This window comes from Cryobacterium frigoriphilum (assembly GCF_004403305.1).
Lineage (GTDB): Bacteria > Actinomycetota > Actinomycetes > Actinomycetales > Microbacteriaceae > Cryobacterium > Cryobacterium frigoriphilum.
This window is the reverse complement of record NZ_SOHE01000092.1, coordinates 1-14279: the sequence shown is the minus strand read 5'-3', so window position 1 is coordinate 14279 and position 14279 is coordinate 1. Positions and strand designations below refer to the sequence as shown.

At 67.8% G+C, this 14279-nt stretch carries 15 protein-coding genes, 1 tRNA gene and 1 pseudogene; 7 read left to right on the top strand and 10 right to left on the bottom strand.

Annotation, left to right across the window (positions count from 1 at the left end; all coding sequences use genetic code 11):
• Positions 1-66: 66 nt before the first annotated feature.
• Positions 67-1128, bottom strand: a complete 1062-nt coding sequence (locus tag E3T55_RS20085; RefSeq protein WP_134521426.1) for a FecCD family ABC transporter permease — start codon at positions 1126-1128, stop codon at positions 67-69.
• Positions 1128-2249: a FecCD family ABC transporter permease gene (locus tag E3T55_RS20080; protein ID WP_134521424.1), complete on the bottom strand. Its 1122-nt coding sequence runs from the start codon at positions 2247-2249 to the stop codon at positions 1128-1130. Before E3T55_RS20080 ends, E3T55_RS20085 begins: the two co-directional genes overlap by 1 nt.
• Positions 2250-2324: 75 nt before the next feature.
• Here E3T55_RS20080 and E3T55_RS20075 point away from each other — a divergent pair, with 75 nt between their 5' ends.
• Both E3T55_RS20075 and E3T55_RS20070 read left to right on the top strand, forming a co-directional pair.
• The gene (locus E3T55_RS20075) at positions 2325-3530 is read left to right on the top strand and encodes an MFS transporter (RefSeq protein ID WP_134521421.1); all 1206 of its coding nucleotides are present in this window, start codon (positions 2325-2327) and stop codon (positions 3528-3530) included.
• Between the two features lie 9 nt (positions 3531-3539).
• Positions 3540-4364 carry an aldo/keto reductase gene (locus E3T55_RS20070; protein WP_134521418.1) on the top strand — a complete coding sequence of 275 codons (825 nt, stop codon included), beginning with the start codon at positions 3540-3542 and terminating at the stop codon, positions 4362-4364.
• Between the two features lie 33 nt (positions 4365-4397).
• Here the strand turns inward: E3T55_RS20070 and E3T55_RS20065 are convergent, their stop codons facing one another.
• The 4 genes from E3T55_RS20065 to E3T55_RS20050 form a co-directional block, all read right to left on the bottom strand.
• Positions 4398-5384, bottom strand: a complete 987-nt coding sequence (locus E3T55_RS20065) for an aldo/keto reductase (protein WP_134521415.1) — start codon at positions 5382-5384, stop codon at positions 4398-4400.
• A 34-nt stretch (positions 5385-5418) separates the two neighbouring features.
• Positions 5419-6699 (bottom strand): MFS transporter, encoded by a 1281-nt coding sequence (locus E3T55_RS20060; protein ID WP_134521413.1) that lies wholly within the window; start codon positions 6697-6699, stop codon positions 5419-5421.
• Between the two features lie 157 nt (positions 6700-6856).
• Positions 6857-7702: an alpha/beta fold hydrolase gene (locus tag E3T55_RS20055; protein ID WP_134521410.1), complete on the bottom strand. Its 846-nt coding sequence runs from the start codon at positions 7700-7702 to the stop codon at positions 6857-6859.
• A 3-nt stretch (positions 7703-7705) separates the two neighbouring features.
• The gene (locus E3T55_RS20050; protein ID WP_134521407.1) at positions 7706-7927 is read right to left on the bottom strand and encodes a hypothetical protein; all 222 of its coding nucleotides are present in this window, start codon (positions 7925-7927) and stop codon (positions 7706-7708) included.
• A gap of 206 nt (positions 7928-8133) precedes the next feature.
• On the opposite strand from E3T55_RS20050, the gene E3T55_RS20045 reads away from it, so the two are divergent.
• From E3T55_RS20045 to E3T55_RS20035, 3 genes are read left to right on the top strand one after another with little or no spacing between them, the layout of a single operon-like run.
• On the top strand, positions 8134-9057 hold the full coding sequence (locus tag E3T55_RS20045) for a DUF4349 domain-containing protein (RefSeq protein WP_134521404.1): 924 nt from the start codon (positions 8134-8136) through the stop codon (positions 9055-9057).
• Positions 9058-9067: 10 nt separating this feature from the next.
• Complete coding sequence (locus tag E3T55_RS20040) at positions 9068-10291, top strand: acyl-CoA dehydrogenase family protein (RefSeq protein ID WP_134521401.1); 1224 nt, start codon at positions 9068-9070, stop codon at positions 10289-10291.
• Positions 10292-10306: 15 nt separating this feature from the next.
• Positions 10307-11665: a threonine/serine exporter family protein gene (locus E3T55_RS20035; RefSeq protein WP_134521398.1), complete on the top strand. Its 1359-nt coding sequence runs from the start codon at positions 10307-10309 to the stop codon at positions 11663-11665.
• Here E3T55_RS20035 and E3T55_RS20030 read toward each other — a convergent pair.
• Positions 11662-11952, bottom strand: coding sequence for a hypothetical protein (locus tag E3T55_RS20030; protein ID WP_134521395.1), 291 nt, complete (start codon positions 11950-11952; stop codon positions 11662-11664). The two genes, E3T55_RS20035 and E3T55_RS20030, sit on opposite strands and share 4 nt — an antisense overlap.
• A 139-nt stretch (positions 11953-12091) precedes the next feature.
• On the opposite strand from E3T55_RS20030, the gene E3T55_RS20995 reads away from it, so the two are divergent.
• Complete coding sequence (locus E3T55_RS20995) at positions 12092-12214, top strand: hypothetical protein (RefSeq protein ID WP_255455420.1); 123 nt, start codon at positions 12092-12094, stop codon at positions 12212-12214.
• 108 nt (positions 12215-12322) lie between these two features.
• On the opposite strand, the gene adhP is transcribed toward E3T55_RS20995, so the two are convergent.
• Positions 12323-13333, bottom strand: coding sequence for an alcohol dehydrogenase AdhP (adhP, locus tag E3T55_RS20025; protein WP_134521392.1), 1011 nt, complete (start codon positions 13331-13333; stop codon positions 12323-12325).
• A gap of 198 nt (positions 13334-13531) precedes the next feature.
• Here adhP and E3T55_RS20020 point away from each other — a divergent pair, with 198 nt between their 5' ends.
• A complete protein-coding gene (locus E3T55_RS20020) occupies positions 13532-13858 on the top strand; it encodes a putative quinol monooxygenase (RefSeq protein ID WP_134521389.1) in 327 nt (108 codons plus the stop codon).
• Between the two features lie 88 nt (positions 13859-13946).
• Here the strand turns inward: E3T55_RS20020 and E3T55_RS20015 are convergent.
• A tRNA-Ala gene (locus tag E3T55_RS20015) sits at positions 13947-14022 on the bottom strand.
• A gap of 66 nt (positions 14023-14088) precedes the next feature.
• Positions 14089-14279 (bottom strand): annotated as a pseudogene (locus tag E3T55_RS20010) (hypothetical protein); the annotation flags it as partial.

Genomic DNA, 14279 nt, shown 5'->3' with positions numbered 1-14279 from the left:
CGGCGGGCGGCAGAGCGGCGGGCGCGGCGGCGGGCGCGGCGGCGGGCGCGGGGGTGGGCCGGGACATCAGGCTCCCTTTCCGGATTTGTTGGAGGTGGCGAGCAGCCACAGCAGGTAGGGCGCACCGATCGCTCCGGTGATGATTCCGGCGGGCAGCTGCAGGTCGCCCGGCAGCAGGTGCTGGGCGGCGAAGTCGGCGACAATCGTGATCAGCACGCCGACCAGCGCGGCCGGAATCAGGGCCAGCCCGCCGGTGCCCACGAGACGGCGAGCGATGGGGGCAGCGACGAAGGCCACGAAGGCGAGCGGCCCGACGGCCGCGGTCGCGACGGCCGCGAGCCCAACGGCTACGGCCAGCACGGCGAGGCGGGAACGCTCGGCGTTCACTCCCAGGCTCGTGGCGGTCTCATCACCGAGCTGCAGGGCGCGCAGACGCCCCGAGAGCAGTGCGACGACCGGCAACAGCACCACGAGCAGCAGAGCGACGACCGCGATGTCGTCCCAGCGGGCACCGCTGACGCTGCCGACGAGCCAGAGCAGCGCCTCCTGGGCGTTACGCAGCTCGGCACGGCTCAGCAGGTAGCTCAGCAGCCCCTGCACCATGAACGCGACGCCGACACCGATCAGCACAAAGCGGTACCCGACGACCCCGCCGCGCCAGGCGAGCAGGTAGATGGCCGCCGCCACGATCAGGGCGCCGGCGAACGCAGCGAGGGAGGTTCCGAGGCTGCCGAAGCCGAGTACGAGCATGCCGAACACGGCGGCGGCGCTCGCTCCCCCGGTGACGCCGATGATGTCGGGGCTCGCGAGCGGGTTGCGCAGCACGGTCTGAAACAGCGCGCCCGAGAGGGCGAAGGCCACGCCCACGAGCACGGCGAGGGTCAGGCGCGGCAGTCGCAGGGTCAGCACGATGAAGTTCTCGCTCGGGGATCCGCCGCCGAAAAGCGTGCGCAGCAGGTCGGGAACACCGAGCGAGTAGGCGCCGACCGCCAGGGAGAGGGCCGAGACGAGCACGACGCCGATGCTGAGCCAGAGGATGCTGAGGCGCTCGCGCCTGCGGTTGCGGGCCCGCGCGGTGGTGAGCACGGTAGCCAGCGGGGCGGCATCCGCTCGCAAACTTGTGGGCATCACAGGCCGACCAGCTTCACGCGGCGCACGAGCGCGATGAGTACCGGGGCGCCCAGGAAGGCGACGACGAGGCCGGCCTCGATTTCGCCCGGGCGGGCGAGGATACGGCCCAGCACGTCGGCGAAGATCAGCAGCGCCGGGCCCAGCAGGGCGGAGTAGGCGAGGATCCAGCGGTAGTCGGGGCCGGTGAACCAGCGTGCCAGGTGCGGCACGGCGAGGCCGACGAAGACGATCGGGCCGGCCATCGCGGTCGCCGAGCCGCACAGCAGCACGACCGCGACGGCGCAGACGATGCGGGCGGTGACGAGGTTCTGGCCGAGGCCACGGGCCAGGTCGTCGCCGAGGGCCAGGGCGTTGAGCATGCGGGCGGCGGCCACGGCCAGCAGGGTGCCGGCCACGATGAAGGGCACGAGCGGCAGGGTCGAATCGAGTCCGCGGGCCACGAGCGACCCGGCCGCCCAGAACCGGTACCGGTCGAAGGCCTCGCCGTCGGTGAGCAGCACGATCGTGATCAGCGAGGTGAGGGCGGCCGTCAGGGCGGTTCCGGCGAGGGCGAGCTTGACGGGGGTGGCGCCCTCGCGGCCGAGGGACCCGATCAGGTAGACGACCGTGGTGGCGACGGCGGCGCCGATGAACGCGAACCAGACGTAGCCCAGGGCGCTCGTGACACCGAACCAGGCGATGCCGGCGACGACGAAGAGTGAGGCGCCGGCGTTCACGCCCAGCAGGCCGGGGTCGGCGAGCGGGTTGCGGGTGACGCCCTGCATGAGGGCGCCCGCGAGCCCGAGAGCGAGGCCGGCGAGCAGACCGACGACGGTGCGCGGCACGCGCAGATCGAGCACCACGGTGTGGTCGGTCACGCTGCGGTCGGGGGCGAAGACGGCATCGAGCACGGTACCGAGGGCGATGTCGCGGGTTCCCACGATGAAGGACGCGGCGACCGCGAGCAGCAGCAGCACGGCCGCGACGAGGAGTCCGAGAATGAGCCGGCGGCGTGGGCGTCGGGTCGCGGACGACGGATGCGACGGATCGCCGCCGGGGGCCGCCACCGTGGGCCTCGGTGCGAGCGGGGTCACTTCCGGTGCGCCCGAAGACGCGCCCTTGGGGAGTGAGGTTAGCATTACCTAAGTATTGCACTCCGATCCTGAGTTGACCGGACGCGCACGGAGCCGGGCACACACTTAGACTTAGCCCTTGTGAGTAGCTACGCCGCCCTGTTGAAGACCCCGGGCGTTGCGCGACTCATCGCCGCCCAGCTCACCGCGCGATTCCCGTTCGGTATGCTCTCGCTCGCGTTCCTGATTCACATCGAGCGCCTCTTCGATTCCTACGGCGCCGCCGGCCTCGTTCTCGCCGCGATGAGCATCGGCCAGGCGATCGCCGGACCGCTCACCAGCCGGCTGATGGGCCGCCTCGGCATGCGCCCGGTGATCCTCGTCACCATGATCGTCTGCGCGGCCTCGATCATTGTCATGGCCGTCGTCCCGATGCCGGTCGTCGGCCTGATGCTCGTCGGTTTTCTCGCCGGGCTGTCGATGCCGCCGATCCAGCCGGCCGTGCGCACCATTTACCCCAAGGTCGTCAACTCCCGCCAGCTGTCGCCGCTGTTCGCCCTCGACGCCTCGGCGCAGGAGATCATCTGGGTGCTCGGCCCGGTCATCGCCACCTTCGTCGCCATCCAGGTCAGCACGGTGGCCGGCATCCTGCTCGCCGCTGCCTTTCTGGTCGGTGGCAGCGTCTGGTTTCTGCTGCTGCCCGAGGTCGGGCGGGTGCGCATCCCCCGCAGCCGCCGCAAGCTCGGCGTCGTGCTGAAGAAACCCGCCGTGCTGCTCTCGACCGTGGTCGGCTTCATGCTCGTCGCCGCCTGCGCCGCCGTCGAAGCGGGGGTCGTTGCCGTCTTCGGGCACGGCAGCGCCGACTCCGGCTGGGTGCTCGGCATCTTCGCGATCGGCTCCCTGATCGGCGGGCTCGCTCTCGGCCACGCACCGATCGGGCCGTGGGCGCTCGCGGCCCGCATGCTCATCGTCGCCGCCGGCCTGGTTCTGGCGACCTTCTGGCTCACCTTCTGGTGGCTTGCCTTCGCGCTGTTGCTCGCCGGAATCGGCATCGCCCCGGCCTTCGCCGTGCTCTTCGGCATCGTCTCGGCAAGTGTGAAGTTCTCTGACACGGCCGAAGCCTACGGCTGGGTCGGCACCGGCCAGCTGATGGGCGCGGCCATGGGGTCTGCCGTCGCCGGATTCTCGATCGACCACTCGGGGGCCGTCTCGGCGATCTTCGTCGCCGCCGGCTTCGCCGCCCTCGGCTGCATCATCGCCGCGCTCGCTCGCCGCCACGCGCCGGACCTGCGCGGCCGCGACGTGAGCCCGATCCCCGACACGGAACCCATCGGCGTCGTCTCGTAGCATGGGGGCATGGAACTCTCGCCGCGCCTGCCCCTGAATGACGGACACTCCATCCCCCAGTTGGGCCTCGGGGTGTACAAGATAGCGGATGCCCTCGCGGCCGACAGCGTACAGGTCGCCCTGGAAGCCGGCTACCGCCACGTTGACACCGCCGCGCTCTACGAGAACGAGCGCGGTGTGGGCGAGGGCGTGGCTCGCTCGAGCGTGCCCCGCGCCGACATCTTCGTGACCACCAAGGTCTGGAACGACCGGCACGGCTACGACGAGACCCTGCGGGCCTTCGACGAGAGCCTCGCCAAGCTCGGCCTCGACTACGTCGACCTCTACCTGATCCACTGGCCGGCGCCCCGGCAGAACCGGTTCACCGACACCTACCGTGCCCTCGAAACGCTGAAAGCGGATGGCCGCGCCCGCTCGATCGGCGTCAGCAACTTTCACCCGCACCACCTCGAGCGCTTGCTCGCCGAAACGAGCGTCGTGCCCGCGGTCAACCAGATCGAGCTGCACCCGTGGCTGCCGCAGGTCGAGACCCGCGCGTACAACGCTGCCCACGGCATCCGCACCCAAGCGTGGTCACCGCTGGCCAGGGGGCGTGCAATCGGCAATCCGACGCTCGACGCCATCGGCGCGAAGTACGGCAAGTCGGCCGCGCAGGTGGTGCTGCGCTGGCACGTGGAGCTCGGCAATATCGTGATTCCGAAGTCGGTGACGCCGGCCCGCATCCGCGCCAACCTCACCGTGTTCGACTTCGCTCTCGACCCGGCCGACCACGCCGCGATCGCGGGCCTCAACTCCGGCGAGCGCACCGGCAAAGACCCCGACGACCTCGATTAACCACCTCGCCCCGTGCCGGGGCGCGGGGCTGGGCTACCAGCGGGGGTGGATGTCGGCCCGCAGCAGACGATCGTAGATGTCCTGCACGCCCTCGTTGAAGGCGACGCTGAGCGGCTCGGCGATTCCGGCCGTGGCATTGCCCTGGGCCTGCGCAATTGACCGCGCCCCGGGAATGACGGCGCTGACACCGTCGATCTGGGCGACCCAGGCCAGCGCCGCCTGGGCGGAGGTCATTCCGGCAGGCACGAGCGCGGCGAATTGCTCCGCGGCCGCGAGGCCCGCGCCGAATTTCACGCCCGAGAACGTTTCACCGACGTCGAAGTGGCTGCCGTCGATGTTGAAGTTGCGGTGATCGGTCGCCGCGAACGTGGTCGCAGAGGTGTATTTGCCGGTCAACAGCCCACTCGCGAGCGGCACCCTGGCGATGATGCCCACGCCGGCGGCACGCGCCGCCGGCACGACCTCGTCGAGCGGCTTCAGCCGGAACGCATTCAGAATGATCTGCACCGTCGCCACTCCGGGCCGCCGGATGGCGGCGAGCGCCTGCTCGCAGGTCTCAACGCTCACACCGTAGTTGGCGATCGCACCCTCGTCGACGAGGGTCTCGAGGGCGTCGAACACCTCGCCGGACTCGACGACCGTGGACGGCGGACAGTGCAGCTGCACCAGGTCGAGCGTGTCGGTCTGAAGATTGCGGCGGGAGCGATCGGTCCAGTCCCGAAAGTTGTCCAGAACGTAGTTTTCGGGCAGCTGTTCCACCCGCCGACCCATTTTCGTGGCCACGGTGATCGTCTCGCCCGGAGCATCGTGCGCGAGGAACGCGCCGATGATCTGTTCGCTGCGACCGTCACCGTAGACATCCGCTGTGTCGAAAAAGGTGACGCCGGCGTCGACGGATGCCGCGAGCACCGCGGTTGCATCCCGCTCGGTGACCTCGCCCCAGTCGGCGCCGAGCTGCCAGGTGCCGAGGCCGATCACGGAAACGGTGCGGCCGGTGCGTCCCAATGTGCGTGTAAGCATGGCTCCAGTGTAAGCACGGACTCGCCAGCGGCGGCTATAGCCGAACGAGGGCGAGCGGGCCGAGCGGGTCGGGCACGTCCTCGGCGTTGGGGAGGGTGCTGATGAACCGGTAGAAGACCAGGGCGATCACGGTGGCGAGGGCGCCTCCGACAATGAAGGGCAGCGCCAGGTCGATGCGGCCGACGAGACCGCCCAGCAGGCTGCCAACCGGCATCGCGCCCCACAGCAGCGTGCGCCACGTGCCGTGCACCCGGCCGAGCAGATGCCCGGGAATGATGCTCTGCCGCAGCGACATGACCAGGATGTTCCAGACCGTGATGGCGCCGCTCGACAGGGCGAAAAAGACCGCGGTGACCCAGACGTTGGGCCAGATGCCCACCACCATGAGCGTTGCGCCGCTCAGCAGGAACATGAGGGCCATGGCCGGGCCGGCATTGAGGCGGTTCTTCAGTGGCGCGGTATAGACGGATGCGACAATGCCCCCGACCGCCCCGCTGAGCATGAACACGCCGAACCAGGCCTCGGGCACTCGGAGCGGTCCGAGCACGAAGAGCACGAAGCTCGCCGAGGCGAAGGAAAACGCGAGCCCACCGGCCGTGCTCACGCACCACAGGGTGACGAGCATGCGGCTCTTGACGATGAAACGGTACCCGTCGACGAACTGGCGGTACCAGGGCACGACCTCCTCGTCGGCTTCCACCGCGTGTTGGCGACCGGACGCGATCCGCGGCAACAGCAGCGCCAGCCCGGCCGCGATCACAAAGACCAGCGCGTTCACGCCGAGCGGGATCAGCACCGACACGGCGAACAGGATGGACGTGAGCGGCCCGGCCACGAAGTTCTGCACCACGAGCTCGCCGGCCTCGATGCGGGAGTTGGCCCTCGGCAGGTCGATCCGACCGACGATGCTGGGCACCACGGCGCGGGTGGCGCCGTCATAGACCGTCTCGAAGGCACCGTAGACAAAGATCACCAGGTAGAGCCAGCCGATCGTGAGTCCGCCGGTGGCGGTCAGCACGCACAGGGCGACCGCCAGCAGCATCCGCACCGTGTTGGCCAGCGCGAGGGCAATGCGCCGGTCGATCCTGTCGATGAGGATGCCGGCCGGAATGGCGCACAGCAGCCACGGCAGCATGGCCATGGCAGCGATGCCGCTGATCAGCAGCGGGTCGTCGGTGAGCCGGGCCGCCAGCAGCGGCACGGCGGTGCGGGCGATGCCGTCGCCGAGGTTGCTGGCCAGGCTCGCCGTGAACAGGTTGGTGAATGCGGGGCCGAGGCCTCGCCGTCCGGACGGTCCGAGGGTGCGCAGGTGCATGGGCCCAGCTTAGGGTCGGCCACGTGCGGGGTCAGGCGAGCAGCGGCGCAAGCTCGCCCGTGACGATGACCTCGCCCGTCACGGCACTCCTTCGGCAACCCGGCACTTTCGTGCACCACGTGCCGGCTCGCGCAACGAGTGCCGCGACCTGCGCAGCTCAGAGGGAGGGGGCGGCCGGGCGCGGGGTCGGGGTGTCGATTACCCGGGCGAGCACCCGCGCCAGGCGCTTACGGATAAGGTGATCGTTCGCCTCGACGCGGTGCATGGTGACGTGGCGCATCCGCTCGATGACGGTCATGCTGCCGACCGCGATGAACGCGTCGAGGGCACCGTAGATCACGTCGACCGGCACCTCGAGGCTCGCGATGTCGCTCACCACGGTCTGGGATTCGATGCAGTGCTCCATCGACTTGATGAAGGGGGTCCAGGTCTTCTCGGTGATCTCAAAGATGCCCTTGGGCAGCAGCCGACTCATGAACGCCGCGTTGGCCAGGGTGAAGTCCTTGTTGGAGCGCAGAAAGTCGTAGGCCCGCAGGTAGGCGGCGACCCTGGCGCGCACCCGCACGTCGCCGATTTCGCTCGGCGCGAGATAGACGGGCGGCCCCACAAGCACCACGCGCGATACCGGCGACGGCCGAAACGGTCGTTCCCGGTGGATGGCCGCATAACGGGTGCTGATCAGGCTGCCGAGCGAATGCCCGACGAGAATGAACGGCTCGCGCAGTCGCAGCGAACGGATGGTCGCGGCCAGGGCCTCGACGTGGTCCTCCAGCCGGTACTCACACCCCTCGGGAGCTGGTGATTCGCCGAATCCCAGGATGTACACGGCAATCACGCGGTGGTTCTTCTGCAGCAACGGCACCAGTTCGACGAACGTGATCGACGACGAGGCGATGCCGTGCACCAGGATGACGACCGGGCCGCTGCCGACATCCGTGGCGATGTGCAACAGCGGTGGGCGAAGCCGACCGCGTCGTGCTGTCTGCTCCGCCCACCACGTCATGTATCAAGTATCGTCGCGCAGCTTCTGCTTGAAGTCATTCTTAGCGTGAGTAGCGTCGCGCTCGGCCTCGGCGTGCTTCACGTCGGCCTCGGCCTTCTTGACGTTGGCGTCGGCCTTGACGTCGTCGACCTTGTCTTCGATGCGGTCTGTGGCATCGTCAACGGCGCGGCCGATCTTCTTGCCGGTGGCATCGAGCGCGTCTTTGGCATCGTCTGCGAATCCCATAGGTTTCTCCTTGATCAATAAGCGGTTTTCTGAACTGAATGATCTGACAGAAAAGACCCTACGTGGGGGGTCTGTCACGAGACTCAATTGTGATCCGACTCCCAGAAAGTCTCCAGACCCGCTCGGCGGTGGAACCCTACAGTGACTATAGGAAGTGACTATAGGAACTGCGCGATCAGCAATTGACCAGGGGCGGGCGACTCACCATGAAGCAGAAGTCAGCAATTCGACGCCGCTCCCGGCGCCTGCTCGCAGTCGGCACCGCCGTTGTACTCGGAGCCCTGCTGCTGGCCGGCTGCACCTCAGGGGCCTCCTCTGACAGTTCCGGCACGAGCGGTTCGACCGGCCAAAGCGGTCTGGTCGCGCCCGAACGAGACATGGGCGGGGCCGAACAGGGCGCGGCCGACTCCGCGGCCGGCGGAGCGATCGAGGGCGTCACGACCGACGTGCAGGCCAGCGACCGTGACGTGATCACGACCGGATCCGTCTCCATCACGGTGACCGACCCCATTGAAGCGGCCCAGACCGCCGCGACCCTCACCGAACAGGCCGGCGGCCGCATCGACAGCCGCAACGAGACTCCCACGACCGACAACCAGCCGGCGAGCGCCTCACTGACCCTGCGCATTCCGGCCGATGCCCTCGACCGCACCCTCGCCGACCTGAAAGAGCTCGGCACGGTCAACTTCGTCTCGCTCAGCGCCGCCGATGTCACCCAGCAGAGCCAGGACCTCGACGCCCGCATCACGTCGCTGCAGACGTCCGTCGACCGGCTGCTGGCCCTGATGACCGAGGCCAGCAGCACCACCGACCTCATCGCGATCGAGAGTGCCCTGTCGACCCGTCAGGTCGAGCTGGAGAGCCTGCAGTCCCAGCGCAACTACCTCTCGGACCAGATCGATTTCTCGACCCTCAGCCTCGAACTGTACTCCGAGGGCACCGTCGCCCCGAGCAGCCCCGACAACTTTTTCACCGGCCTGATCACCGGCTGGAACGCCCTCGTCGCGACCCTCGGTGGCCTGCTGGTTGGCCTCGGCGTTGCCCTGCCGTGGGTCGTCTCGATCGGCCTCGTCGCGGGGATCGTCTTTCTCATCGTGTGGGTGTCCACGAGAAAGCGCAAGGCTGCTTAGGCTTAGAGGTGTGACCGAATTTGCGCCCCCCGCCCACAGCGATTTCGCCCTCGATGCCGAGCTGCTCGAGCGGATTCGCTTGCGCGCCGCAGGCTACGACCAGGCCAACGCGTTCTTCACCGACGACCTCACCGAGCTCGTCGCGGCCGGCTACCTGCGCGCCCTCGTACCCGCCGAATTCGGCGGCCTCGGACTCACCCTCGCCCAGACTGCCCGGTTGCAGACCCGCCTCGCCGCCCACGCCCCAGCGACGGCCCTCGCCATCAACATGCACCTGGTCTGGACCGGCGTCGCCAAGGTGCTGCACGACCGTGGTGACGACTCCCTCGACTTCGTGCTGCGCGAGGCCGGTCAGGGCGAGATCTTCGCCTTCGGCGTCAGTGAGCCCGGCAACGACCTCGTGCTCTTCGATTCCACGACGGATGCCCGCCCCGAGTCCACCGGCGGCTACCGGTTCACGGGTACCAAGGTCTTCACCTCACTCTCACCGGCCTGGACCCGACTCGGCACGTTCGGCCGCGACAACACCGCACCCGACGACCCGCGCCTGATCTGGGCTTTTCTCGATCGCACTGCCCCGGGCATCCGTCAGAAGGATGACTGGGACACACTCGGAATGCGCGCCAGCCAGAGCCAGAGCACGGTGCTCGAGGGCGCCCATGCCGCCGCCGACCGTGTCGTACGTCGGTTTGCCGTCGGACCGCAGAACGACCCGTTGATCTTCGCGATCTTCGCCAACTTCGAGATTCTGCTGGCGTCGGTCTACGCCGGCATCGGGCAGCGCGCGGTCGAGCTCGCCGTCGACGCCGCCACTCGGCGCACCTCCCGCAAGAACGACGCCCGCAGCCATGCTCAGGATCCCATCGTGCGCTGGCGCGTCGCCGACGCCGCGATCGCCATGGACGGCCTCTACCCGCAAATCGACGCTCTCGCGAACGACATTGACGAACGAGTCGATGTGCGTTCAGATCGTGACATACAGTGGTATGCGCTGCTGTCTGGCCTCAAATTTCGGGCGACCGAGACGGCCAAGACCGTTGTCGACCAAGCTGTTCGGGTCACCGGCGGCTCCGCCTACGCGGCCGGCAGCGAGATCGGGCGGCTGTACCGTGACGTGCTCGCGGGACTGTTCCACCCCTCCGACGCCGATTCCGCCCATTCCACCGTGGCCACGGCGTGGCTCGGCCCCAGCACGACGCCCCCTGCACCACCCGCCATCCCGCCCACCACCTAACGATGAGTCAGCACCATGAGTAACGGCTACCGCACCGAAGCAATCTCCCTCGACTACGCCGCGTACACCCGCGCGGTGATGGACCTCACCATGCGACTGGCCGAGGTGATCTTCACCGCCGGTGCGGGCGCCGAAGATGCCACCGCCGCGATGATGGCCATCACCCGCGCCTACGGCCTCAAGGGCACCGACGCGAACATCACGCACACGATCATTCAGCTGACCCACGAAGACCCGGTCTCGCACGAGTCCATCTCGCGCAGCCGCAACGTGAAGTACCGCTCACTGGACTACTCAAAGCTCACTGCAACCTCCGAGCTCATCGCCGACCTCATCGAGGAGCCGATGGATATCGTCGAGGCGCGCAAACGCCTCGCGGTGATCGTCAGCTCCAAACCGCAGGTGCCGGTCTGGCTGCGCCGCATCGGCTGGAGCCTGGTCGGCGCCGGCGCTGCGGTACTCATCGGCGGCGGACCGGTCGTCGCGCTCGCGGCCTTCGTCGCGACCTACCTGATCGACCTGATCACGTCGGCCCTCGACCACCGTCAGGTGCCGCTGTTCTACCAAACCGTGGTCGGCGGGGCGATCGGCCCCCTCGTCGCGGCTGTCGTGCAGATCGTCGAACCGGCCGCGAATTCCTCGCTTGTCGTGGTCGCGACCATCATCATGCTGCTCGCCGGGGTGACCACCTTCGGCGCGGTGCATGACACGCTCTCCGGCTTCTACCTCACCGGCACCGCGCGCATGGTGGAGGCCCTGCTGATCACCGGCGGTCTCGTCACCGGTGTCTCCGGGTCGGCGCTGCTGCTCGGCAAGGTCGGCCTGCAGCTGCAGATCGACGCCAACCCCTTCGTGACGCTCGCCGAGCTGCCGATTCTGCTCGCGGCATCCGTCGTCATCGTCATCGGTTTCGCTCTTGCCGTCCAGGTGCCGTGGCGAGCACTGTGGGTGGTCTGCCTGCTGGGCGCCCTCGCCGAATTTCTCTACATCGCGGGCACCAACGCCGGCTTCGGTCTGGTCTGGTCCTCGGCCTCGAGCGCCATGGGGGTCGGCCTCGCCGCCGCCGTGGCCGCGCGCATCGTGCGCACACCGCCCCTGGTGATCATGGTGACGGCTCTCGTGCCACTCGTGCCGGGCCTCACCCTGTTTCGCGGCCTGATGCAATTCTCCGAGGGTGATATCAACGGGCTGCTCAGTATGCTCACGGCCGCCGCCGTGGCGATGTCCCTCGCCGCCGGGGCGCTGCTCTCGCAGTATGTCGTGCAGTACATCTGGGGCCCGGCGCGGCGCCTGCAGCGACGCTTCGTCGGACCCCTGATGGCACTGCCGGTGCGCATGGGCCGTGGCACCAGCAAACGCATCGACCGGATCTAGTTCGGCACTTCGCCCTCCGCGGTCTCAGACTCCGATTCCTCGTCTACGAAACGGTACGGCACGGGCTCTTCGGTATGGTGCCCCCGCTTGTAGGTGCGGATCGTGGTCTCGCCGTCGGCAACCGACTCGAGCACGATGATCTGCTGCATCTCGCCGTCGACGTATTCCAGCTCGACTTCCACTCCCGACGCGATCGGGTTGGGGCCGAAAAGAACAGCCTTGTAGGTAGCGGCACGGTTCATGGTTCCCGACCTTTCGCTCAGCCCCATCCCGGTGATGGGCGACATCTGCAGGCACAGCATACGTCGGCTCGGTTGATGTGCACAGGGCCGCACTCGCGCAACCACACCGGATGACACGGCGGGCAAAATCCGCGTAGGGTCAAGAGCACGAAGCCGACCCGGCTCAGGCGCGAAGGAGTACATTATGGCTGGTAAGTCACCGAAAAAAGAGACGTCCAAGAAGGTTGCGGACAAGTCCTTGAAGGAGAAAAGGGCCGACAAGAAGGCCAAGTCCGAAGAGACCGCCTCCAAGGCACGCAAGGCGTAACTCCCACCCAACGAAAAACCCCCGTATCGCCACACAAATTCGTGAGGCGATACGGGGGTTTTCGTGTGCCACCCGCGCAAGCGGGCGCGGATCACGCAGAACCGAGCGTCAGTACTTGATGACGACGCGGCCGTCGATCTTGCCGTGACGCATTTCGTCGAGCACGGTGTTGACCTCGTCGAGGCGGCGGCTGGACACCGTCGGGTGGATCTCCCCGCGGTTGTAGAAGCTCAGTGCTTCTTCCATGTCCTGGCGGGTTCCCACGATCGAGCCCCGAATGGTGAGGCCCTTGAGCACGATGTCGAAGATCGGAGCGGGAAAGTCGCCGGCCGGCAGGCCGTTGAAGACGATGGTGCCGCCGCGGCGAGTCATGCCGATGGCCTGGCCGAAAGCGGCCGGGTGCACCGCGGTCACCAGCACGCCGTGGGCGCCGCCGGTCTGACGCTGGATGGACTCCACCGGGTTCTCGTTGAGGGCGTTGATGACGATCTCGGCGCCGTGCTTGGTCGCGAGGGCGAGCTTGTCGTCGGCGACGTCGACCGCGACGACGCGGAAGCCCATGGCCTTGGCGTACTGCACGGCGATGTGGCCGAGTCCGCCGATACCGCTGATGACGACCCACTGGCCGGCGATGGCCTCGGTCATCTTCAGGCCCTTGTAGACGGTGACGCCGGCGCACAGAATGGGTGCGATGTCGACCGGGTCGGCGTCGGCGGGGATCGCGACGGCGAACTTCGCGTCGACGATCATGTACTCGCCGAATGAACCGTCAACGCTGTAGCCGCCGTTGATCTGCGACTCACACAGGGTCTCCCAGCCGGTGCGGCAGTACTGGCAGGTACCGCAGGCACTCCACAGCCAGGCGTTGCCCACGCGGTCGCCAACGGCGATCTCGGTGACGCCCTCGCCGACAGCGACGACGTCGCCGACGCCTTCGTGGCCCGGGATGAACGGCGGGGTCGGCTTGACCGGCCAGTCGCCCTCGATGGCGTGCAGATCGGTGTGGCAGACACCGCTCGTGATGAGCTTGACCAGTGCCTGGCCGGGGCCGGGCTGGGGAATTGCAACGGATTCAAGAGAGAGGTCGGCGCCAAATTCGCGCACAACTGCTGCTTGCATGCTTGTCATACTTTATTGTCCATTCTGAGATGAATGTGGTTCGCACGGCGTTCGGCTTCGTGGGCCGAGCGTCGTGACCGCATTAAAGCCTACGCCGACGCAATCTCGAGGCACACCACCGCAACCCCCCAAACGGGGAGCGCGCAACGATTATGCTGGTCAAGTACCAAGTCAGTTAGTTTTTTTCGAAAGGCCCCCATGTCTGTTGTTTGCCACGCCGTTTGGACCGCCAAGGCCGGAAGCGAAAACCTCGTCCGCGATGCGGTGCGCCAGCTCGCCATCGCGAGCCGCGCCGAACCCGGCAATCTCGTCTACCAGCCCTACATCGACCCGGACGAACCCAGCGTCGTGCGCATTTTCGAGGTCTACACGGATGCCGCCGCCTTCGCCGAACACGGACGGTCCGACCACTTCGTGCAGCACGCGCTGCGCACGGCGGCCCCCGAGCTCGAGTATCGGGAACGCGACTTCTACGAGACGCTCGACGTGCCCCAGCACCAGGACGAGGCATCCACCGCCTGGTAGCCCTCCCCCTGCACTGCGAGCACAACAGAAAAGCCCCGGCCAAGGCCGGGGCTTTCTGTTGTTCACTCTGTTATTCATTCATGCAGTGTGGTGGAGCTAAGGAGATTCGAACTCCTGACCTTCTCATTGCGAACGAGACGCGCTACCAACTGCGCCATAGCCCCCGACTGCTTATGCAGATTATCACGTTCCGGCGCTCACCCGTGACGCAGCGACGCCGACTGGTCGGGTCAACCGACGGCGCGGCGGCGGCGCAGCACGGCGTCGAGGTCGGTCATGCCGGGTTCGGTCTCACCGACGATACCCATCGAGGCGAACCGACTCGCCGGCGCGGCGGGTGCTGCGGCCACGGCCGTCGAGGCCGCGGGGCGGGCCGCCGGGCGCGAGATCGGAGTGACGGCAGCCGCCGGCGCTCGCGTCG

What these genes read in the sequence shown, in the direction of transcription:
- E3T55_RS20085 (WP_134521426.1), bottom strand. Translation starts at nt 1,128, where the DNA reads ATGCCCACAAGTTTGCGAGCGGATGCCGCCCCGCTGGCTACCGTGCTC.
- E3T55_RS20080 (WP_134521424.1), bottom strand. Translation starts at nt 2,249, where the DNA reads ATGCTAACCTCACTCCCCAAGGGCGCGTCTTCGGGCGCACCGGAAGTG.
- E3T55_RS20070 (WP_134521418.1), top strand. Translation starts at nt 3,540, where the DNA reads ATGGAACTCTCGCCGCGCCTGCCCCTGAATGACGGACACTCCATCCCC.
- E3T55_RS20065 (WP_134521415.1), bottom strand. Translation starts at nt 5,384, where the DNA reads ATGCTTACACGCACATTGGGACGCACCGGCCGCACCGTTTCCGTGATC.
- E3T55_RS20060 (WP_134521413.1), bottom strand. Translation starts at nt 6,699, where the DNA reads ATGCACCTGCGCACCCTCGGACCGTCCGGACGGCGAGGCCTCGGCCCC.
- E3T55_RS20055 (WP_134521410.1), bottom strand. Translation starts at nt 7,702, where the DNA reads ATGACGTGGTGGGCGGAGCAGACAGCACGACGCGGTCGGCTTCGCCCA.
- E3T55_RS20050 (WP_134521407.1), bottom strand. Translation starts at nt 7,927, where the DNA reads ATGGGATTCGCAGACGATGCCAAAGACGCGCTCGATGCCACCGGCAAG.
- E3T55_RS20045 (WP_134521404.1), top strand. Translation starts at nt 8,134, where the DNA reads ATGAAGCAGAAGTCAGCAATTCGACGCCGCTCCCGGCGCCTGCTCGCA.
- E3T55_RS20035 (WP_134521398.1), top strand. Translation starts at nt 10,307, where the DNA reads ATGAGTAACGGCTACCGCACCGAAGCAATCTCCCTCGACTACGCCGCG.
- E3T55_RS20030 (WP_134521395.1), bottom strand. Translation starts at nt 11,952, where the DNA reads ATGTCGCCCATCACCGGGATGGGGCTGAGCGAAAGGTCGGGAACCATG.
- E3T55_RS20995 (WP_255455420.1), top strand. Translation starts at nt 12,092, where the DNA reads ATGGCTGGTAAGTCACCGAAAAAAGAGACGTCCAAGAAGGTTGCGGAC.
- adhP (WP_134521392.1), bottom strand. Translation starts at nt 13,333, where the DNA reads ATGCAAGCAGCAGTTGTGCGCGAATTTGGCGCCGACCTCTCTCTTGAA.
- E3T55_RS20020 (WP_134521389.1), top strand. Translation starts at nt 13,532, where the DNA reads ATGTCTGTTGTTTGCCACGCCGTTTGGACCGCCAAGGCCGGAAGCGAA.